The following is a 20,110-nucleotide window of genomic DNA, read 5'->3' as shown; positions in this document are numbered from 1 at the left end:
TTCAGGGACGACCGAGCGTTTCCACCAGCTTGCCGATCCGGCGGGCGCGGACTTCGGGCGACTTTGCCGCTTCGATGTCGCGAACATGCTTGGCCTTGAGCCCGAACGGCAGCTTGTCGAAGCCAGCACGGGCGGCCGGATCGCCGTCGAGGGCAGATTTGAGGTCGTCGGGCTCTTCGACATCGCGCGGCGCGGTGTCGAGACTGATGTCGATCTCGATTGCCTGACCTGCTTCAATGCCGGCCGCGGTGCGTTGGGCGGCGCTGATACCGACCAGGCGCTGGCCGTTCTTGATGGCGACACGGCTGCGCCAGCTGTAGCCGTTGATGGTGATCGCCACCGGCGGCCGCGCCTCGGGACCGAGCGATTGCATGACCTCATCGGGGATTTCGACGGCGGTGGCATTGCCGGAGGGGATGACGACGGCGCGGAACTGCATGGCTCGCCTCACTGCGTGCGGATGAAGTGCACCGCTGCCGCACCATAGGCGCGGCGATCATCGAGGGTGAAGCCTTCGGGCAGCGCCAGTTCGACGTCGGCGCTTTCCTCAAGCACGATCGTGGCGTCCTTGGCCAGCCAGTTACCCTCGCGGAGCGAGGTCAGCGCCTGCTCCCCCAGCCCCTTGGCGTAGGGCGGATCGAGGAACACCAGGTCGAAGGGACCCATGGTGCCGGCGGGGCCGAGCGCCGTGGCGTCGCGGCGGAGCAGCTTGGCGATGCCGGCGATGCCGAAGGCTTCGATGTGGTCGCGGATGATGCCGCGGGATTCGGCGCCGTTATCGACGAACACCGCGCCCGACGCGCCGCGCGACAGGGCTTCAAGGCCCAGCGCGCCGGTGCCGGCGAACAGGTCGAGCACCTTCAGCCCGTCGAGATGCACGCCGATCCGGCTCGCGAGGATGTTGAACACCGATTCGCGGGCCCGGTCGGAGGTCGGGCGGATGCTGTCGTCCGAAGGCGACAGCAGCGCCTTGCCGCGAAACTTGCCGGCGACGATGCGCATCGGTTACTCGCGCGGCTTCTTGGGTCCACGGGGGCGATCATCGGCAGGACGGCCGGAGCTGCCGGAGGGGCGGCCAGCGCCGCCCTGGGGACGGCCGGCGCCGCCGGGACGACCACCGCCGGACGGCCGGCCGGCGCCAGCTGACGGTTTGCCGTAGGGCTTGCCGCCAGTGCCGCCGGGCTTGCCGGAGAACGGCTTCTTATCACCGAAGCTGCGCGGCTTGTCCCCGAACGAACGGGCCGGACGGTCACCGCCGCCGGGCGGACGATCGCTGGAAGGGCGATCGCCGCGGGGCGGGCGCGTGCCATAGGGCTTCTTGTCACCAAGCGGACGACTATTGCTGCGCTCGCGGTCGCCGGTATTGGAGTTGCGCGGGGCGTAGGGGCGCTTTTCCTCGGCACGCGGGCCGCGCTCGGCGCCGTCGCGCGGACCACGCTCTGCGCCTTCGCGGGGTGGGCGGGCGCCATAGGGCTTCTTGTCGCCGAACGAGCGGCTCGGGCGGTCGCTGGCGTCGGTACGGGGCGCGTACGGCTTCTTGCCCTCGTAGGAGCGCGCGGGACCATCGCCGCGCGGGGCGTAGGGCTTCTTGTCGCCGTAAGGCCGGTCGCCGGCCGGCCGGGCCGAGCGCGACTTGTCGCCATAGGCGCGCTTTTCGCCATAGGCAGGCTTATCGCCGTAGGCACGCTTCGGACGATCGCCGACATCGCCGCGGGGCTTGTCACCGTAGGGGCGCTTGCCCGCGGGCTTGTCGCCATAGGCGCGTTTCGGACGGTCGGCATCGGCGCCCGGGCGTTTAGCTCCCGGCGCGCGGGCCGGACGATCCTCGTGGTGGGCGGGGCGGCCGAAATTCCTGGCCGAGCTGTCCTCGGGGTCGTTCCAGCGCTTGCGCTCTTCGCCTTCCACGCCCTCGCGGCGGGGCGGCTTGACGCGGATCTCGGCCTCGCGGCCATCCTCAAAGTGGATCGTACGAATCTCACTCGGATCGACCGGACGCGGGCGACTCGGCGCCTTGACCGGCTTCTTGTCGAAACGGCCGGGACGATCCTGGCGGGGGCGCTCGGCGAGTGCGGCAGCAGCTGCGGCCTCGGTCTCGTCGTCCTCGAAGCGGAACTTGCTGTCGCGCGACTTGCGCGGCGAATCCTTCTTCAGCTCCTTGCCCGGCGCGGCAGCGCGCAGCTTGGGGTTGACCGCCGGCTTCTTCTTGGGTGCGACTTCAGGCATGTCGCTGTCGAAATCGGTGTTGGCCTCAGCGGCAAGGCGCTTGCCGAGCTGCTCGCGCAGCACGCGGGCGGCGACGACTTCGACCTCGCCCTCAGGCAGGTCACCGAGCTGGAACGGGCCGTAGCTGACGCGGATCAGGCGGTTGACCTGCAGTCCGAGTGCGCCGAGGACATTCTTGACCTCGCGGTTCTTGCCTTCGCGCAGGCTCAGCACCAGCCAGCTGTTGGAGCCCTGGGCGCGTTCGAGAATGGCTTCGATCGGGCCGTACTGGATGCCCTCGATCTCGATGCCGTCCTTCAGCGTATCGAGCTGCGCCTGGGTGACCGAGCCGAAGGCGCGGACGCGGTAACGGCGGAGCCAGCCGGTGGCCGGCAGCTCGAGCACGCGCTTCAGGCCACCATCATTGGTGACCAGCAGCAGGCCTTCGGTGTTGATGTCGAGCCGGCCGATCGAGACGACGCGCGGCAGCTCTTTTTCTTCGAGCGCCTCGAACACGGTGGGGCGGCCTTCCGGGTCTTTCTCGGTGACCACAAGGCCGGCGGGCTTGTGGTAGAGCCAAACGCGGGTGCCCTGGCGCGCCGCAAGCGGTTCGCCATCGACCTTGATCTTGTCTTTTTCGGAGACGTTGAAGGCCGGGGTCAGGACCTTCTTACCGTTGACGGTAACGCGCCCATCCTTGATCCAGCCTTCGGCATCGCGACGCGAACAGAGACCGGAACGGGCGATGACCTTGGCCAAGCGATCGCCGTCCGTCGGGACGGCTGAGACATTCGACATGCGATAACTCCTGCGGGACCGGGGCCGGGCAGGATTGCCCGGGGGGTCAGCGCATCTTTCGAGTTGATGGGTAGGCCCAGCCTCCGTCTCTTCGAGACATCGTCTTGCCCTACCGGGTTAAGTGGTCGCGCTTCCGAACCGGAAAAGTCTGCAATCCCCGCCTTCGCGGGGACAGGCTTTTTCCTGGAAGCGCTCTAGTTCGCCTGCGCGGCCAGGGCCTTGCGGACGTCGGGTGGGCACGATTTGTCGGTGAGCGGCACGAGCTCGCCATTGGCGGCCAGGCAGACCATATCCTGGCCCTTGACCGTGGTGTAGTACTCATCGGGCGGCAGATAGAGCGGCTTGGGACCGCCCTTCAGCTTGGCAGCGGTCATGCGCGCGGTGAGCTGCTTGGTTTCGACTTCGGTGAGCGGACGGCCGGCGATGGTGCGCAGATCGACCACACGGGCGTTACGCAGCCGCTTCAGGTCAGCTTCCGAAATGTTCGACGTATCGATCTGCACGCGGCTCGAATCCTCGGGGATCAGGGCGGTCTTGGCCGCCTTCGGATCGGCGGGAGCCGGCAGTGCGGTGGATTTTGGGAGCACCAGCGGGCCGCGACGCTCGGCGTTCTCCGCTTTCTCCTCGCGATCCATCATGCCCATGCCCTTCATGGTCTCGGTCACCACTTCGCGCTCGAAGGTGCTGACATCGGTCAGGGCATTGGTGCCTTCGGTGGTGGTGCAGGCGCTCAGGCCGAGGCCGAGCACGATACCAACGGTCAGCAATCCGCCCCGGGTCACGGCTTTGAGAGTGGGCCGCCGCCCGGTCAAATCACTCAGCATGAAACTTCCCTTTTCCCCGGCCCGTGCGCGCCCCGCGCGGGCCTTATAGACCATCATAGGCACACGAACAATTCGCTCGGAATTGTTATCGCTTTCGTTGCCCACCCAACCGGGCCCTAAGGCCAGATTGAGGCGCCTTTGCGTTCAGGCGGGCTTTCTGCGGCCGATCCCGACGAAGTCGAGGAGTAGCAGCAACACCCCCAAAGTGATCGCCACGTCGGCGATATTGAAGATGTAGAACGACCAATCCTGCCAATGAAAGTGAAAGAAATCCGCAACGGCGCCATAAAGCACACGATCAAGCGCATTTGAGACGGCGCCGCCGATGGCGAGCATCAGGCCATAGCGTACCAGCACATCGGAGGTGCGCGACCACCAGACGCCGAGCGCCAGGATAGCGACGACGGCGATGGCGCCGAGCGCCCAGACCGGCAGATCACCGAGCAGGCCGTAGGAGACGCCGGTGTTCCAGACCAGCACATAGTCGAAGAACGGCGTGACCGGCACGATCTCACCACCCTGCCAGCCGAACGGTGTGGCCGGAGTGACGAAGCCCAGGTGCTCGATGCAGAGCGTCGAGGCAGCGCCGATACAGTCGGAGCTGACCTGCAGGAACTTGTGGCCGCGATCGAGGACGAACGCGGCGAGCCCGGCGAGAAGCGAGGCGATGAGGTGGGGGCGAGTCACTGGCATCGGGGCTTCCCACCCCCGAAGCCGGCGCGTGGGGCACCCCCACCCTTGATCCCTCCCCACAAGGGGGAGGGAGACGATGGAACGGCCCGCGCAAAGTGCGCCTCCCTCCCCCTTGTGGGGAGGGAATGAGGGTGGGGGTTGGGAGCCACCGGCCTTACCGTCCCGCTGCCTTCAACTCGCGCATCGCCTGTGCATCGCGCAGCGACAGGTCCGGATATTCGGCATCCGTGCCGACTTCCGGCAGGATCCGCCAGGAACGGGCACAGCGCTGGCCCTCGGCCTTGGCAAAGACGACAGCGACGCCGCGCACTTCGTCGAGCCGGAAGGCGTCGGCAGGCCCCTCACCTTCGACAATCTCGATGTCGGAAGTGATCGAGATCTCGGCCATGTCGGTGCCGCGGACGGCGGCGGCGAGCTTGTCGTCAGTGATATAGACCTTCGGCGCGGCCTCGAGCGAAGCGCCGATCACCTTGTCGCGCCGGGCGATTTCCAGCGCCCCGGTCACGACCTTGCGGACCTCGCGGATAGCATCCCACTTCTCGTCGAGTTTTGCGTCCGTCCACTCCTCGGGGAGTTTTGGGAACTGACGTAGATGCACCGACGAATCGGCGCCGGGGTGACGTTCGAGCCACGCCTCTTCCATGGTGAACACCAAGATCGGGGCGAGCCAGGCGGTCAGCGCGTCGAACACATGGTCGAGCACGGTCAGGCTGGCGCGGCGGCGGACCGAGCTGATCGGATCGCAGTAGAGCGCGTCCTTGCGGATATCGAAGTAGAAGGCCGAAAGGTCGATGTTCATGAAGTTCGACAGCGCCGCGACGATGCGCTTGTAGTCGTAGCTCTCGTAGGCGTCGCGAACGAGCCCATCGAGATCCCTAAGCTTACTGAGGATCAACTGCTCGAGTTCGGGCATGTCGCGATAGTCGACGGTTTCCTCAGCCTTGCGGTGAGCGAGGTTGCCGATGAGCCAGCGGATGGTGTTGCGGAGCTTACGGTAGTTATCGACGGTGGAGTTGATGATCTCCTTGCCGATCCGGAGGTCGTCCGAATAGTCGGACTGGGCAACCCAGAGGCGGAGGATGTCGGCGCCGAACTGCTTGATGACGTCCTGCGGGGCGGTGGTGTTGCCCAGCGATTTCGACATTTTCTTGCCCTCGCCGTCGAGGGTGAAGCCGTGCGTCAAGACGCTCGCATAAGGCGCGAAGCCGTTGGTGGCGCAGCTTTCGAGCAGCGAGGAGTGGAACCAGCCGCGGTGCTGGTCGGAACCTTCCAGGTACATGCCGGCCGGGAACTGCATGTCCGGCCACTTCTGTGGGTTCTTCAGCACCCAGGAATGGGTGGTGCCGCTCTCGAACCAGACATCGAGGATGTCGTCGACCTTCTGCCAGTTCTCGGGATCCGGCACGGCGTTGCCGAGGAAGCGCTCCTTGGCGCCGGCCTTGAACCAGGCGTCGGCGCCCTCTTCTTCGAAGGCCTGGCCGATACGATGATTGACCATCGCGTCGTTGAGGATGGTGTCGGTCGCCTCGTTGTAGAACACGGCGATCGGCACGCCCCAGGCGCGCTGGCGGCTCAGCACCCAGTCGGGGCGGTCGGCGATCATCGAGCGCAGGCGGTTCTGCCCGGCTTGCGGGTAGAACTTGGTCGCATCGATCGCGGCGAGCGAGCGGGCCCGCAGGGTGTCGCCTTTCTTCCCCTCGATGTCGCGGTCCATATAGACGAACCACTGCGGCGTGTTGCGGAAGATGATCGGCTTCTTCGAACGCCAGGAGTGCGGATACTGGTGCTTGATGCGGCCGCGGGCGACCATGGCGTTGCGCTCGGCAAGCGCCGCAATGACGCGGTTGTTGGCATCGCCCTTCTTGCCGGCATCATCGATGACGCGGGCACCTTCGAGGCCTGGGGCAGCGGCGGTGTAAAAGCCGGCGTCGTCGACAACGTAGGGGATGGTGGTGTCGATACCGCGCGCCGTGAGCATGCGGCCAGACTCCATCCAGATGCCGAAATCGTCGAGGCCGTGGCTGGGCGCGGTGTGAACGAACCCGGTGCCGGTATCGTCGGTGACGTGCTCGCCATCGAGCAGCGGCACCTCGAACTCATAGCCGCCGCCGAGCCCGCGCAGCGGGTGGTTGGTCGAGACGATCTTGGAACAATCGACATCGTGCAGGCGGATGAAGCTTTCGACCTTGGCCTTGGCGAACACGTCGGCCGCCAGCTTGTCGGCGAGGACGTATTTCTCGCCCTTGGTGGCCCAGTTGCCCTCGGGCGCACCGGTGACCTCGTAGAGGCCGTAGCCGATCTTGCTCGAATAGCTGATGGCGCGGTTGGCCGGGATGGTCCACGGCGTGGTGGTCCAGATGACCACGTAGGACGAGCCGAAATCCTCGAACGAACCGGTACCGAAGGCGCCGTTGGCCGAGTGGATCGGGAACTTCACCCAGATCGCGTCGCTCTCGTAGTCCTGGTACTCGATCTCGGCTTCGGCGAGCGCGGTACGCTCCACCACCGACCACATGACGGGCTTGGAACCGCGATAGAGCTGGCCGGAAGCCGCAACCTTCATCAGCTCGCGCGCGATCTGCGCTTCGGCATCAAAGCTCATGGTCAAATACGGGTTGGACCAGTCGCCGACCACACCGAGCCGCTTGAACTCCTCGCGCTGGGTATCGACCCAGTATTGCGCGAAGCTCCGGCACTCGTTGCGGAACTCGTTGATCTCGACGTCGTCCTTGTTCTTACCCTTGGCGCGATACTGCTCTTCGACCTTCCACTCGATGGGCAGGCCATGGCAGTCCCAGCCCGGCACGTAGGCCGAATTGTAGCCGAGCATGGTCTTGGATCGGCTCACCAGGTCCTTGAGGATCTTGTTGAGCGCATGGCCGATATGGATGTTGCCATTGGCATAGGGCGGGCCATCGTGCAGCGTGAACAGCGGCTTGCCTTCACCGGCGGCGCGCTGGCGGGCATAAATGTCCATCTCTTCCCAACGCTTCAGCCAGTCAGGCTCGCGGGCGGGAAGCCCGGCGCGCATCGGAAACTCGGTCTCGGGGAGGAACAGCGTCGCGCTGTAATCGGTCTCCGCGCCGCTTTGAGCAGTGTCGTTCATCGTCATCGATCGATGTTCAAGGGAAGTTGCGGGCTTGTAGCAAGCGAGGGCGCGAGGTGAAAGGCCGAAGTGCGCGGAGTGCTAACCCGCGAATCCGGTGCACCGAGAGATCAAGAAGCGATGTACCGGAATGCCGAACCGCTCCACGTCGACCCGGCCGGCCTCGACGCACCCACCGGTGAACCGCTTCGCGACGCCATCGACAGGAAACGCCTCATCGCTGAGGACCAGCGCCGATTGCCCCAGATGCGCCTTCGGATCGAACCAGAACGAGAACTGACTGTGCCGTTCGGACAGATCCGTCACCTCGGCCGTCTGAAGCGCAAAGCCCAGTTGCGAAGCGAGCGTGTAGCGGGTGCCAGCGAGGAAATCCGGGGCGTCGGCCGAGCGCAGCGCCCGGACGCTGTCAGCCACATCATCCCAGCCATAGACCACGCTCGATTCCCAATCGGGCTTGCCGACGAACGCCGAGAGTGGAACAGCGGCATAATTCACCACAATCAGCGCCGTGATCAGCAGACCATACGCGACATGCGGCCAGAACAAGCGCCAGCCTGGTCGCAGCGCGGCGATTGCCGGCAGCACGAGCACGTAGGCAGCGATGTTCCAGTAGTAGAGCACGAAGGTCGACAGTGACAGGACCAGCATGCCCAGGCTCGATGCCGCAAACAGCCACAGCGCGAGCAACCGCAACGCCTGGCCAAGCGGCGGCAACCCGGGGTTGCGACGCACCAGGCTCGCAACTCCCGCCAGTGCGAAGGGTGAGAACGTCAAAGTGGCGAGGACGATGAAAATTGCCGGCCGGATGAGATTGACATTGTCCAGCCAGTCGACCCTGTCGACCAGGTTAAAGCGATACGAGGCAAAGTCGTTGCTGATGTTCCACATCAGCACCGGCAACTGCAGAAGCAACGCAAGGATCGCCGCAAGATAAAGGTGCGGCACCCGCAGCAGCGGCCAGAGCGCCCGGGTGGTCAGGATCGCTGCCGCGATCGCCACGCCGATGAAGACGCCATTCTCCTTGCTCAGAACCGCCAGTCCGATGGCCGCGCCGCCGAGGTAGTAGCGCGCGGCCCGCGGCCGGTCGCCGGCGAGTGTGGTGGCAAAGATGTCGACGAACACGTAACCCGCCAGCATCGAGAACAGGATCATCAGGTGATCCTGGAACGCCAGCGTCGTCATGATGAACCAGACGGGCGAGGTGATACAGATCGCCACCGCCAGCCAACCAGCGCGCGAACCAAGCTCCGGGTTTATCCGCAAGGCCAACCGGGCAGCGAGTGCAAGTGTTCCGGCGAACGTCAACCAGGCCGTCAGCCGCAGCACCAGCGTGTTCCAGCCTAGTGGCGAAGCAAGGCCCAGCAACCACGAATGAAGCGGTGGATGGTCGAAATAGGAGAGGGCCGGCCGCTGGCCCCAAAGCCAGTAATAGGCTTCGTCGCCGATCGGCGCGACGAACAGGTCGAACGCCACGCGCAGGCCTAGTGCAATAACTACTACGACACTTACACCGGTCGCGGCCGGAACCTTTGTCGACCGCGATGCGGTGCCATCCATTGTGTCGCCTCCCCCAAGGCACAACGATTCTACATCAGGTGCGGAAAAAACCCAGCTTCTCGTCGAGTTCGAAAACCGGTAGCGCGGCCTGCAGCAGCAGGCGGGCCTGGGCGGCGTCATTGTTGACGGCAGCGATCAGCTCGTCGAGGCCGGCGAACTTCACCTGGCCGCGCACGGTGCCGAGCAGCGCCACTTCCAGCGTCTCGCCGTAAATGTCCTCGTCGAAATCGAAGATCCAGGTTTCGAAGGGCGGGCGCTCGTTGTTGAACATCGGCTTGCCGTAGCTCGCGACACCATCGAGCAGGCGCCCATTGAGCTTGGCGCGCACGGCGTACACGCCCTGCAAGAGGCCAAAGCCGGTGGGGCTCGCGGTATTGGCGGTGGGGAAGCCGAGCTCCCTGCCCCGCTGATCGCCCTTCACCACGACGCCGGAGAGGAACCAGTGGTAGCCGAGCAGCTGGGCCGCGCCGGCGACGTCGCCCTCGCCGAGCAGGGCGCGGATGCGGGAGGACGAGATATGGTCGTCGCCCTCGTCGAGCATATCGAGGATTTCGACCTCGAAGCCGTGGCGGACGCCGGCATCCCTGAGAAAATCCGGAGTGCCCTGGCGCTTGTAGCCGAAATGGAAATCGGCGCCGACCGAGACGCCGGTGACGCCGAGCGCCCCGACGAGGAAGCGGGTGACGAAGTCCTCGGCGACGATGTGGGAGAATTCGAGCGAGAACGGCATCACCACGATGCCATCGAGCCCGAGCGCTTCGGCGATCTCGGCCTTCTGGTCAGCATAGGTCAAACGGAACATGAACGGCGCCGGCGCGAACACGTCGCGCGGGTGCGGCTCGAAGGTGAGGACCAGCGCCGGCACGCCAAGCGCGGCAGCGCGGGCCTTCAGCGCCCGGAACACGTGCTGATGACCGCGGTGGCAGCCGTCGAAATTGCCGATCGCGACCATGGCGCCGCGCAGCGACGCCGGAACCTGGTCGAGTCCAGCGAGCCTGATGAAGCCGCTCAAATTCGTACCCGCCTTGAGAGTGATGGCGATATGGCAAGAAACCGGATGGGTTGCAAGGCAGCTAAGGTTGGAGGCTGCTATGCGGAACGCTCCCCCTGGCGGGAGAGATGACCGAGGGGCCCGGTGGCTACCAGCTCAGCCGCGGCATGAATCCAGCGACATTGGCGCCACTCGGTTCGACCAGGCGACGGATGGCTTCGGGGTCCGGGTTGCCGAAGGCATCGAGTTCGGCGGCGTGGATCGAACCGGTGACGAACAGCAGGTCGAGCCCCGCGCCGGCGGCGCCGATGGCGTCGGTGCGCACCGAGTCGCCGATGGCGAGGATGCGCGTGCGGTCGACCGGGCGGCCGGCAGCCTTTTCGGCGAGGCGCAGGGCCTCGGCATAGATCGGCTTATATGGCTTGCCGACCATGACGATCATGCCGCCGCGGGCCTCATAGAGGTCGGCGAGAGCGCCGCCGCAATAGAGGATCTGGTCGCCATGCTCGACCACCCGATCCGGATTGGCGGCGATCAGCGGCAGATTGCGGCTGAGCCACAGGGTGATCCGGTCATTGTACATGTCCGGCGTGTCGTGGTCGGTATCGAGGTCGGTGACGACGATGGCCCTCGCGTCCTCGGCGCGGCCGATGGTGATGTCGAGGCCCTCAAACAGGCTATCATTATCGTGCGGCGGGCCGACATAGTGGACGGTCTGGCCGCGATAGCGCTCGAGCACGACGCGGGTGGCGTCGCCCGAGGTCACCACATCGTCATAGGCTTCGCGCGAGACGCCGAGCCGATCCATCATCTCGATGATCGGGCCGTGCGGACGCGGAGCGTTGCTGATCAAGACGACACGGCCGCCATTGCGGCGATAATTGACCAGCGCCTCGACGGCGGTCGGGTGGGCGGCGATGCCATTGTGCACGACGCCCCAGATGTCGCTCAAAACCACATCGTAGCGGGGGGCGATCCCGCTCAGTCCGGCAAGTGCCTGCATAGTCTATCCTATTACGCTTGCGCCTCGATGCGGCGCTCGGCATCGCGCGGACGTTCGGCGACGAGATCCGGGCGAACCGGGCCGGGCCGGCCGATATGCGGTCCCTGCACGAGGCTGATGCCATCTTCGAACAGGCTGAGCAACTGCTGCTCATCGATCACCCCGGTGCCGCAGAGCTCGATCTCGAAGCGCTTGGCGTAGGGGGCGATATCGGCGGTGTGGAAATCGGTGAAGCTTTGCGGCTGCGACAGGAAGCGGGTCGCATCGAACCGCACGTCGCTGAAGCCGAGGCCCTCGAGCTCGGCGAAGTCGAAGCGCAGCGAGGTGGCGTCGGTGAGGACGAACCCGGCGCCGGCCTTGCGGAACTCGTAGAGCGCGCGCTTCTCGGTCGGGCCGAGCGGCTTCCACTCGGTCTGCCGGATGGCGAAGTTCAGCGAGCCGGTGATCGCCTGGTTGGCGACGAGCGTCGCCGTCACCTGCTCCAGCCCCTTCTTGTCGAGGATGGTGGCGCGGCTCAACGGCAGGAACAGGGTGATCGGCTGGCCGGAGGTCTTGGCCCGCCGCGCGATGGTGACGGCTTCCTCGAGCGCCATCGCTTCGATACGGCGGATCAGGTCCTCGCCGCCGCGGCGCGGCATGAAATCGGGCGCATCGGCAAGCCCGCCCGCATCCTGCATCAAGCGCGGCACGAGGTCGTAGCCGAGCGGTTTCCTGGCCGGTAGCCTGACCACCGGCTCGATGTGGAAGACCAGCCGGTTGGAATCGAGCGCAGCGCGGACCTCTGCCTCAGGAATCATCGGATCGAGGAAGATGTCGTCGTCGGGCTCTGCCGGTTCCGCCATCGCTTCGGCGAGACGGGAACCACCATCGGCGCGCCGGGCCTCCTCGAATTCGGCCAGCGCTTCGGCGAGCTGCCGGGTGACGGTGCCGAGCACCGAGATATCGGCCTCGATGCCGTCGAGCCGGCTACCCACATTGGTATCGGCAATGGCGTTGACGCGCTGGCTCAGTACCTGCCCGGCCCTGGCATCGGTCGACAGCAGCCGCGCCAGATCCTCGACGGCGCGCTCGAGCCGCGCTTCCGAGCGCTGGCGCAGGCGGCGCTCCATCAGCATGACGGCGAGCGCACCAAAGGCAATTGCGGTAACAAAAGCTTCGATCGGCGAAAAGGTCAGCCCGAAATAGGCGGCCGCCGCAACGCCAAGCGTGGCCAGCGCAATGAAGATGTAGACGAGGCCTTGCACTTAACGCTCGGGCTCCCACAGTGGCCAACGGGATTCAACGCATCCCGTCATAGCATCGGGCGGGCCCTGCCGAAAGGCGCGGGGATGCGGGAGCTGTGGCAAACCGCGGGCTCGGCGGGTTTGCGCACGGATCGGCTGGAACGCTTTATTTACCCAGTTCGTCAACACTCCATTCAGCACAGCCACGTGCCCAAGGACTTGTCACCATGCCCGCTCCCGGCTTCGGCCTGGATAACGCCGTCCGTATCCTGCTCGTCGAACGCGACGAGGCCGGCGCCCGGAGCCTGATCGAGATGCTCGATCGGGGATTCATCATCGCACCCGAGATCGCGCTGGCTTGCGGCGGCCGCGAGGCGGCAGACCGGCTGCGCCTCGCATCATACGACCTGCTGCTGGCGGACCTCGACAGCCTTTGCGACCTCTCAGCGGAGCCCGAGGACGCGGTGGCGCGGCTGGCGCGGCTGGCGTCGGGATCGCTGGTGGTGGTGCTTTCCGACGGGGCTTCGGTATCAGCGACGCTCGCGGTATTGCAGGCAGGCGCGCACGAGCACGTGACCCGGCCGGTCGATGGCGCGGTGCTGTCGGCGCGGCTCGGCGAGCTGGCACATCGGCATGGCCGAGCCATCGCCGGAGCGTTCCGCGGACCGGCGGAGCGGGAGCGTGTGGCCGGGTTGATTGATGCCTCCAGCCAGCTGCAGACGGTGCTCGACTTCGTAGCTCGCGACCTGCCGGGGAGCGCAGAAAACCTCGAAGGCGTGGCCCGCCGAATCGTCGCGATGTTCGATGGCGGCGAGACGGAACGACGCGCCGCTTCGACGGAATCGCCGATGCGCCCGGCCGTGCTGCCGATGTGGCAACAGGAACAGCGGATCATCGAGGACGCGATCGAGAGTTTTGCGGGCAACATCGCGCTCGCCGCCGCAGCGCTGGAGCTCAGCCCCTCGACGATCTACCGCAAGCGGCAGGCTTGGGCGGAACTCGAAGGCAAGAAGGGTGCGGCTTAAGGTTGCTGCCGTAATGCACGTGCATTACATTGGAACTCAAACAGGAGTTCCGAAATGGCCGCCAACGCCCTCGTTCAAACTCGCATCGACCCCGAGATTCGAGACCGTGCCGCCGAAATAGTCGAAAGGTCGGGCCTGACCGTGTCGGATGCCGTGCGCATCCTGCTCACCCGAATCGCCAACGAGGGCGCCATCCCTGCCGGTCTACTGACACCCGACGACGAGTACGACGCTTGGTTTCGTGCGCAGGTTCAGGAAGCTTTGGACGATCCGCGCCCACCCATTCCCGACGAGGAGGTTCGCGCCCACTTCGCGCGTCGCCGGGAAGAGCTGCGACGGCTGATTGATAGCCAGAAGAAATGATCATCCGCTGGACTCAAACAGCCCAGCGGGACCGTGATGATGCCATCGACTACCTGATGGAGGAGAGCCCTCAAGCGGCGCTACTCGTTGATCAGCGGATCGACGACAGCCTGCCGATCCTCCACCACCACCCGTATGCGGGCAGAATTGGTCGAGCCAGAGGCACGCGGGAACTCATTGTGCCCGACACGCCCTACATCGCTGTGTATCGCGTCGAAGGTCAGGAAATCCTGATCCTCAGGCTCGTACACATGGCGCGCCACTAGCCAAAGACCTTCAACTAGCCCTTCAGCTTGTCGCGGGCCTTCTTGGCCGTGGCGAAGGCGCGGGCTTCTTCGCCCAGCGCGGAGCCCTTCTTCACCACGGTGCCGCTGGCGTCGACAAGGCTCCAGTCCCACTTGGTGTTGGGGCCGACGCCACCGGTGCGGCGGAGCTTGATTTCGAGTTCTGCGCTTACCGCCATGTGAACACCTTTGTAACGGAGTAGTTGAAGACGACGCTCATCAGCACGCCGAGCAGGCCGGCCACATAGAACTGGCCATCATAGGCATAGATCCAGCTGGCGACCGAGACGTTGGCGAGGGCGCCGATGGAGCAGACTGCATAGAAGGTGAGCATGCCGGTGAGATAGCGCCAGCCGCGCAGCTTCTTGTTGGCGTAGGTCAGCTCGTTGTTGAGCATGAAATTGAAGGTCATGGCGAGAAGCGTTGCCGCGACCTGCGACCAGACGAAGTTGAAGCTCAGCACCTCATGGGTGAACCACAGCGTCCCCATATGCACCACGACGCCGAGGCCGCCGACCAGGGCAAACAGCAGGAAGGTGGTGGGCAGCAGACCGCCGGAGAGCTTGGAGACGATCAGGCCGAGGAACTGCACGACCACGATCGAGCTCATCTTGCTCTCGCCGGCGTGGCGCGGGCGGAACGTGTAGGGCACCTCGCCGATGCGCAGCTCCTTGCCCTGGCGGGCGCGCGAGCGGCCGGCCGAGACGATGATATCGAGCAGGATCTTGAAACCGTCATCGCTGAGCGAGGGAGCGATTTCGTCGAAGACGCTCCGTCGCATCAGGAAGAAGCCGCTCATCGGGTCGCTGAGCGACTTACCCGTGACGAGGCTCGAGAGCCTGGTGGCAAAGCGGCTGCCGGCTTCGCGCGTTCTGGACAGACCGTCGCCGACGCTGCCTTCGCCGCTATAGCGGGTGCCGACGACGATGTGATCGCCGGCGATGGCCTTCTCAAGCATCTGCGGCAGGATGGTTTCGTCGTGCTGCAGGTCGGCGTCGATGACGGCAAAGTAGGGAGCGGCGCTGGCGAGGATGCCCTCGACCACCGCCGAGCTCAGGCCGCGGCGACCGAGGCGGTGGATGCCGCGCACGTTCTGGTGGCGGCGTGACATATCGCGCACCACTTCGGAGGTGCCGTCGGGAGAATTGTCGTCGACGACAATGAACTCGAACGGCGTGGCGCCGAGGGCGGCCGTGACCTTGTCGTACAACAGCGCGACGTTATCGCGCTCATTGTAGCTGGGGACGATCACCGCGAGCTGCGGGGCGACCCAGGCCTCGGGGGATTTACGGGGGTGGCTATCGAACTGGACGACGGTCACGTCTGCTCCGAAGGTATCTGAGGCGCTTCAGGTACTGCCAAGCCGGGCGCTTTGCAACTTACCATCAAGGCGGCTTGCGGTTCTCTCGGCACCACAAACGTGGCGACAGCGGGCCCGTTTCATGCGTTCGTCGCATAGCCGCCACATCGTCATCGTATGGCTCGCCTCGTCCTTGACTCGCTTTGGGGGCCCTCCTATATCCCCTTCCAGCTGTTAGCACTCCTCGATCACGAGTGCTAACAGAGGCGAAATCACTTGATTGCTGATAGGAGCAAAAATGGCTTTCCGTCCCCTGCACGACCGCGTGGTCGTCCGGCGCGTCGACAGCGAAGAGAAATCGGCTGGCGGCATCATCATCCCCGACACCGCCAAGGAAAAGCCCTCTGAGGGTATTGTCGAGGCCGTCGGCCCCGGCGCCCGTGACGAGAGCGGCAAGGTCGTGGCGCTGGACGTCAAGGCCGGAGACCGGATCCTGTTCGGCAAGTGGAGCGGCACCGAGGTGAAGCTCGACGGCAAGGATCTGCTGATCATGAAAGAATCCGACATCATGGGCGTGATCTCGTAACCAGGCGTTCCGCCGGTTCCGATCTCTCCCCTTTCAACTCGTAAGGAGCGCCTCTCATGGCTGCGAAAGACGTAAAGTTCTCCACCGATGCCCGCGACAAGATGGTCCGCGGCGTCAACATCCTCGCCAACGCGGTGAAGGTCACGCTGGGTCCGAAGGGCCGCAACGTCGTGATCGACAAGTCGTTCGGCGCGCCGCGCATCACCAAGGACGGCGTCACCGTCGCCAAGGAAATCGAGCTCGAGGACAAGTTCGAGAACATGGGCGCCCAGATGCTGCGCGCCGTGGCCTCCAAGACCAACGACATCGCCGGTGACGGCACCACCACCGCGACCGTGCTCGGCCAGGCCATCGTCAACGAGGGCGTCAAGCTCGTCGCCGCCGGCATGAACCCGATGGACCTGAAGCGCGGCATCGACCTCGCCGTGACCGAAGTCGTCGCCAACCTGAACGCGGCCAAGAAGATCATCTCGTCCAACGCCGAAGTCGCGCAGGTCGGCACCATTTCGGCCAATGGCGAGTCCGCCATCGGCGAGATGATCGCCAACGCGATGCAGAAGGTCGGTAACGAGGGTGTGATCACCGTCGAGGAAGCCAAGACCGCCGAGACCGAACTCGACGTCGTCGAGGGCATGCAGTTCGACCGCGGGTACCTCTCGCCGTACTTCGTCACCAACGCCGAGAAGATGGTTGCGGTGCTCGAGGATCCGGTGATCCTGCTGCACGAGAAGAAGCTCTCGAACCTGCAGGCCATGCTGCCGATTCTCGAAGCCGTGGTGCAGTCGCAGCGTCCGCTGCTGATCGTTGCCGAGGACATCGAGGGCGAGGCTCTGGCGACGCTCGTGGTGAACCGTCTGCGTGGTGGCCTCAAGGTCGCTGCCGTCAAGGCTCCGGGCTTCGGTGATCGCCGCAAGGCCATGCTCGAGGACATCGCCGTCCTGACCGGCGGCCAGGTGATCTCGGAAGATCTCGGCATCAAGCTCGAGAACGTCACCCTCGATATGCTGGGCACTGCCAAGCGCGTGGAAATCTCCAAGGAGAACACCACGATCGTCGACGGCGCCGGCCAGAAGTCCGACATCGAAGGCCGCGTGGCCCAGATCAAGGCGCAGATCGAAGAGACCACTTCGGACTACGACAAGGAAAAGCTGCAGGAACGCCTGGCCAAGCTCGCCGGCGGTGTTGCGGTGATCAAGGTCGGCGGCTCGACCGAAATCGAAGTGAAGGAGCGCAAGGATCGCGTCGACGACGCGCTGAACGCTACCCGCGCTGCGGTTGAAGAAGGCATCGTGCCGGGCGGCGGCGTCGCGCTGCTGCGCGCTTCGAACGCCATCACCGTCAAGGGCGCGAACCCCGACCAGCAGGCCGGTATCGCCCTCGTCCGTCGCGCTCTGCAGGAGCCGGTCCGTCAGATCGCCAACAATGCCGGCGATGAAGGCTCGGTTGTGGTCGGCAAGATCCTCGAGAACGCGTCGCCGAACTTCGGCTACAACGCCCAGACTGGCGAGTATGGCGACATGATCGCGCTCGGCATCGTCGACCCCGTCAAAGTGGTTCGCACGGCGCTGCAGGATGCGGCCTCGGTCGCCTCGCTCCTCATCACCACCGAGGCGATGATCGCCGAGGTGCCGAAGGACGCTCCGCCGGCAATGCCGGGCGGCGGCGGCATGGGCGGCATGGGCGGCATGGACTTCTAAGTCCGGCTTCCAGCCAACACATCCGATCTTCTCACGAAGGTCACGAACGGGAGGGCGGTCCACTGGGCCGCCCTTTCGTTTTAGGATGACGCGCAGTCGCCGGTGGTATCGCTGCCCCTGAAGCGCGCCGATACAGGTCCTGTATTGAACCGCAATGCGGTGTGTATTATGTTACACGCGTTGCGCATGAAGTACTTCGTACTCGTCAAGGGAAAGAGTGCGCATGCGCGTCGAAACCAACAGCCGCAAGCTGATCAAGCTGCTGGAGGCCGACGGTTGGTACGAAGTCGGTGTCGAGGGATCGCACCATCACTTCAAGCATCCAGCCAAGCCGGGAAAGATCCAGGTACCGCACCCACGCAAGGACCTGCCATTTGGCACAGCGCGCAGCATCATGCGGGACGCGGGTCTGCTAGAAAGAGACTAAAGATGCACTATGTCGCCCTGATGCATAAGGACCCTGACTCGGCCTACGGCGTGAGCTTTCCCGATTTGCCGGGATGCTACTCGGCGGGCGACACCGTTGAAGAGGCGACGCGCAACGCCACTGAAGGGCTCGGTGCCTTCGTGCGCTGGATGGAGGCAGACGGCGACATTGTCCCTGCCCCCCGTCCACCCGACCAGATCATGGCAGACCCCGCGCTGGTGGAAGACCGCCGAGGTGCGGTGCTCGTCCTGATCCCCCTGGTCCGCGATCTCGGCTCCACGACGCGTATCAACGTCTCGCTCGACCTAGGATTGCTGGAGGCCATCGACGCCGCAGCAAAGCACCGCAAGCAGACTCGGTCCGCGTTCATCGCCTCTGCAGTTCGCAAGGAACTCGCGGCGTAGCAAGGCCGGCTGACAACAGCGCACGCCTATTTCTCGTTTGTCGCGAACGATTCATCGCTTTACGCGATGGCGCGGCACATGGAATATGCGCCGGAAACTGCGATGGAGCAGCAGATGGCGCGATCGACGACTGAGCGAATCGGGGCGATCCGGACCTGGAGCCGACGGTTCGGCGTCGGGCTGCTGCTGGTGATCATCGCCCTGCCGGTGGGAACGCTGGCGGCGCTACTGGCGAGCCGGCTGTTTGGCGGCGACGTCTATATCGGGCCGCCCGACCCGGTGGACCTGTCGACGGTATCGCTGGGCAGCGCCGTGCTGATCGGCACCGGCGCGCTGCTCAGCGTCGGGCTCTATCTCGTGCCGCTCTACTTCCTGCGCCAGCTGTTCGGCCTGTGGGCGGCGGGCCAGATCCTGACGCGCGGCGCAGCGAGCGCCATCCGGCGGGCCGGCATAGCGCTGCTGGTCGCCACGGCCGGCTCCAGCGTGATCGGGCCGCTGACTGACCTGATGGCCAATGAGCTGGGCCGTTTCTCGATCAGCATCGACCTCGCCAACCTGCTGCCGGCAGGGGTGATCTACGTCGTCGGCCTGGTGCTCGACGAAGCTGCGCGCGTCGCCGAAGACGCCAAGCTGACGATCTAGGCGCTGGCGATGATCATCGTGAACCTCGACGTGATGCTGGCGCGCCGCAAGATGCGGCTGGGCGATCTTGCCGACGCGGTCGGCATCTCGATGCAGAACCTCAGTGTGCTCAAGACCGGCAAAGCCAAGGCGGTGCGGTTTTCGACGCTGAACCGGCTGTGCGACGTGCTGCAGTGCCAGCCAGGCGACCTGCTGGCCTATGAGCGCCGGCCCGAGGACGATCTGTCTGACGACGATTGATTTCACGATTATCGTGATATTGTTATTGACTATCGATACGTGATGCGGCATCTCTAGGCCTGCACGCAGGATCGCTTCATACGCACCTGCCCCGCTGGCGTGCGGGGGGCAGCTTTCGAGGTACTGATAATGATCTCTCGTCTCACGGCACCCGCCGCGGGCGCGCTGGCGTTCGCGCTCGTTTTCACCGGCAGCGGGGCTGCAGCCGCTACGGGCTCGAGGAGCGGCACATGCTGAAAGCCATTGCCTGGGGCCTGGTCACCATGCTGCTGTCTATGGTGCCGGAGTGGGCGAAAGCCGAGGAGCCAGCGCTGGCGGGCCGTTGGACTTCCGCCGACCGCAGCAGCGTGATCGAGATCGCCGGTTGTGCGGACATGGCCGGGGCGTTGTGCGCCACGGTACTTGCCGATAAGCCCGCGGCGGGCGAACCCAGCCTCGCCGGCAAGCTGGTGGGCGTGAACTTTGCGCCGATCAGAGGCGGCTGGGCAGGGCAAATCCTCACCGGGGACGGCAGCGCGCTGCCGGCGACCATCACTTTACCCAACATCACGCAGCTCGACCTCAAGGTGTGCATGATGGCGGTGTTCTGCGACGAAATCTCTTACTACCGGGTGGGTGGCTAGGGGCTCGGTGGGGGAACTGAGCATCGAGCTTTCAGTATCGCGCAAGGCTCCTCCGCATCGGCCGGCGATTGACTCCGGCCCTGCCCTCGCGCCAAACGTCGCGAGAGCCAGCCCAGGGAGTT

General features: G+C 65.1%; 22 protein-coding genes. 10 read left to right on the top strand and 12 right to left on the bottom strand.

Features of this window, described 5'->3' with window-relative positions; all coding sequences use genetic code 11:
- Nucleotide 1 precedes the first annotated feature (1 nt).
- The 10 genes from ASC89_RS09065 to ASC89_RS09020 form a co-directional block, all read right to left on the bottom strand.
- On the bottom strand, nucleotides 2-439 hold the full coding sequence (locus ASC89_RS09065; protein ID WP_055996948.1) for a YdeI/OmpD-associated family protein: 438 nt from the start codon (nucleotides 437-439) through the stop codon (nucleotides 2-4).
- A gap of 8 nt (nucleotides 440-447) precedes the next feature.
- Nucleotides 448-1,002 carry a 16S rRNA (guanine(966)-N(2))-methyltransferase RsmD gene (rsmD, locus tag ASC89_RS09060; RefSeq protein ID WP_055884889.1) on the bottom strand — a complete coding sequence of 185 codons (555 nt, stop codon included), beginning with the start codon at nucleotides 1,000-1,002 and terminating at the stop codon, nucleotides 448-450.
- Between the two features lie 3 nt (nucleotides 1,003-1,005).
- Nucleotides 1,006-3,000, bottom strand: coding sequence for a pseudouridine synthase (locus ASC89_RS09055; RefSeq protein WP_055996945.1), 1,995 nt, complete (start codon nucleotides 2,998-3,000; stop codon nucleotides 1,006-1,008).
- 194 nt (nucleotides 3,001-3,194) lie between these two features.
- Entirely contained in the window at nucleotides 3,195-3,824 is a 630-nt protein-coding gene (locus ASC89_RS09050) for a hypothetical protein (protein WP_055996942.1), read from the bottom strand.
- Nucleotides 3,825-3,968: 144 nt separating this feature from the next.
- Nucleotides 3,969-4,517 (bottom strand): signal peptidase II, encoded by a 549-nt coding sequence (lspA, locus tag ASC89_RS09045; RefSeq protein WP_055996939.1) that lies wholly within the window; start codon nucleotides 4,515-4,517, stop codon nucleotides 3,969-3,971.
- Between the two features lie 154 nt (nucleotides 4,518-4,671).
- Nucleotides 4,672-7,623, bottom strand: a complete 2,952-nt coding sequence (gene ileS / locus ASC89_RS09040; RefSeq protein ID WP_055997958.1) for an isoleucine--tRNA ligase — start codon at nucleotides 7,621-7,623, stop codon at nucleotides 4,672-4,674.
- An 81-nt stretch (nucleotides 7,624-7,704) separates the two neighbouring features.
- The gene (locus ASC89_RS09035; RefSeq protein ID WP_162247921.1) at nucleotides 7,705-9,180 is read right to left on the bottom strand and encodes a glycosyltransferase family 39 protein; all 1,476 of its coding nucleotides are present in this window, start codon (nucleotides 9,178-9,180) and stop codon (nucleotides 7,705-7,707) included.
- Between the two features lie 34 nt (nucleotides 9,181-9,214).
- A complete protein-coding gene (locus tag ASC89_RS09030) occupies nucleotides 9,215-10,192 on the bottom strand; it encodes a bifunctional riboflavin kinase/FAD synthetase (protein WP_055996937.1) in 978 nt (325 codons plus the stop codon).
- 127 nt (nucleotides 10,193-10,319) lie between these two features.
- Nucleotides 10,320-11,174: a TIGR01459 family HAD-type hydrolase gene (locus ASC89_RS09025; protein WP_055884875.1), complete on the bottom strand. Its 855-nt coding sequence runs from the start codon at nucleotides 11,172-11,174 to the stop codon at nucleotides 10,320-10,322.
- Between the two features lie 11 nt (nucleotides 11,175-11,185).
- A complete protein-coding gene (locus tag ASC89_RS09020; RefSeq protein ID WP_055884872.1) occupies nucleotides 11,186-12,418 on the bottom strand; it encodes an EAL domain-containing protein in 1,233 nt (410 codons plus the stop codon).
- A 206-nt stretch (nucleotides 12,419-12,624) separates the two neighbouring features.
- Between ASC89_RS09020 and ASC89_RS28780 the strand changes: the two genes are divergently transcribed.
- From ASC89_RS28780 to ASC89_RS09005, 3 genes are read left to right on the top strand one after another with little or no spacing between them, the layout of a single operon-like run.
- Nucleotides 12,625-13,422, top strand: coding sequence for a helix-turn-helix domain-containing protein (locus tag ASC89_RS28780; RefSeq protein WP_055884869.1), 798 nt, complete (start codon nucleotides 12,625-12,627; stop codon nucleotides 13,420-13,422).
- Nucleotides 13,423-13,476: 54 nt separating this feature from the next.
- Nucleotides 13,477-13,785, top strand: a complete 309-nt coding sequence (locus ASC89_RS09010; RefSeq protein WP_055884866.1) for a type II toxin-antitoxin system RelB/DinJ family antitoxin — start codon at nucleotides 13,477-13,479, stop codon at nucleotides 13,783-13,785.
- Nucleotides 13,782-14,051, top strand: a complete 270-nt coding sequence (locus tag ASC89_RS09005; protein ID WP_055884862.1) for a type II toxin-antitoxin system mRNA interferase toxin, RelE/StbE family — start codon at nucleotides 13,782-13,784, stop codon at nucleotides 14,049-14,051. Before ASC89_RS09010 ends, ASC89_RS09005 begins: the two co-directional genes overlap by 4 nt.
- 14 nt (nucleotides 14,052-14,065) lie before the next feature.
- Here ASC89_RS09005 and ASC89_RS09000 read toward each other — a convergent pair whose 3' ends face one another.
- Nucleotides 14,066-14,248 (bottom strand): hypothetical protein, encoded by a 183-nt coding sequence (locus ASC89_RS09000; protein ID WP_055884859.1) that lies wholly within the window; start codon nucleotides 14,246-14,248, stop codon nucleotides 14,066-14,068.
- Nucleotides 14,239-15,390 carry a glycosyltransferase family 2 protein gene (locus tag ASC89_RS08995; RefSeq protein WP_055884855.1) on the bottom strand — a complete coding sequence of 384 codons (1,152 nt, stop codon included), beginning with the start codon at nucleotides 15,388-15,390 and terminating at the stop codon, nucleotides 14,239-14,241. Before ASC89_RS08995 ends, ASC89_RS09000 begins: the two co-directional genes overlap by 10 nt.
- 277 nt (nucleotides 15,391-15,667) lie before the next feature.
- On the opposite strand from ASC89_RS08995, the gene ASC89_RS08990 reads away from it, so the two are divergent.
- From ASC89_RS08990 to ASC89_RS08960, 7 genes are all read left to right on the top strand, one after another.
- Nucleotides 15,668-15,955: a co-chaperone GroES gene (locus ASC89_RS08990; RefSeq protein WP_055884854.1), complete on the top strand. Its 288-nt coding sequence runs from the start codon at nucleotides 15,668-15,670 to the stop codon at nucleotides 15,953-15,955.
- 56 nt (nucleotides 15,956-16,011) lie between these two features.
- Nucleotides 16,012-17,652: a chaperonin GroEL gene (groL, locus tag ASC89_RS08985; RefSeq protein ID WP_055884851.1), complete on the top strand. Its 1,641-nt coding sequence runs from the start codon at nucleotides 16,012-16,014 to the stop codon at nucleotides 17,650-17,652.
- 223 nt (nucleotides 17,653-17,875) lie between these two features.
- Nucleotides 17,876-18,079 (top strand): type II toxin-antitoxin system HicA family toxin, encoded by a 204-nt coding sequence (locus tag ASC89_RS08980; protein ID WP_055884848.1) that lies wholly within the window; start codon nucleotides 17,876-17,878, stop codon nucleotides 18,077-18,079.
- A gap of 2 nt (nucleotides 18,080-18,081) precedes the next feature.
- Complete coding sequence (locus tag ASC89_RS08975; protein WP_055884844.1) at nucleotides 18,082-18,483, top strand: type II toxin-antitoxin system HicB family antitoxin; 402 nt, start codon at nucleotides 18,082-18,084, stop codon at nucleotides 18,481-18,483.
- A 114-nt stretch (nucleotides 18,484-18,597) separates the two neighbouring features.
- On the top strand, nucleotides 18,598-19,125 hold the full coding sequence (locus ASC89_RS08970; protein WP_156384555.1) for a hypothetical protein: 528 nt from the start codon (nucleotides 18,598-18,600) through the stop codon (nucleotides 19,123-19,125).
- 9 nt (nucleotides 19,126-19,134) lie between these two features.
- Entirely contained in the window at nucleotides 19,135-19,365 is a 231-nt protein-coding gene (locus tag ASC89_RS08965) for a helix-turn-helix transcriptional regulator (protein WP_055884837.1), read from the top strand.
- Between the two features lie 230 nt (nucleotides 19,366-19,595).
- Entirely contained in the window at nucleotides 19,596-19,988 is a 393-nt protein-coding gene (locus ASC89_RS08960) for a hypothetical protein (RefSeq protein ID WP_055884835.1), read from the top strand.
- The last annotated feature ends 122 nt before the right edge of the window (nucleotides 19,989-20,110 follow it).

It is taken from the genome of Devosia sp. Root413D1 (assembly GCF_001425235.1).
GTDB lineage: Bacteria > Pseudomonadota > Alphaproteobacteria > Rhizobiales > Devosiaceae > Devosia_A.
The sequence above is the reverse complement of the archived record's forward strand: the minus strand, read 5'-3'. Positions and strand labels throughout refer to the sequence as shown.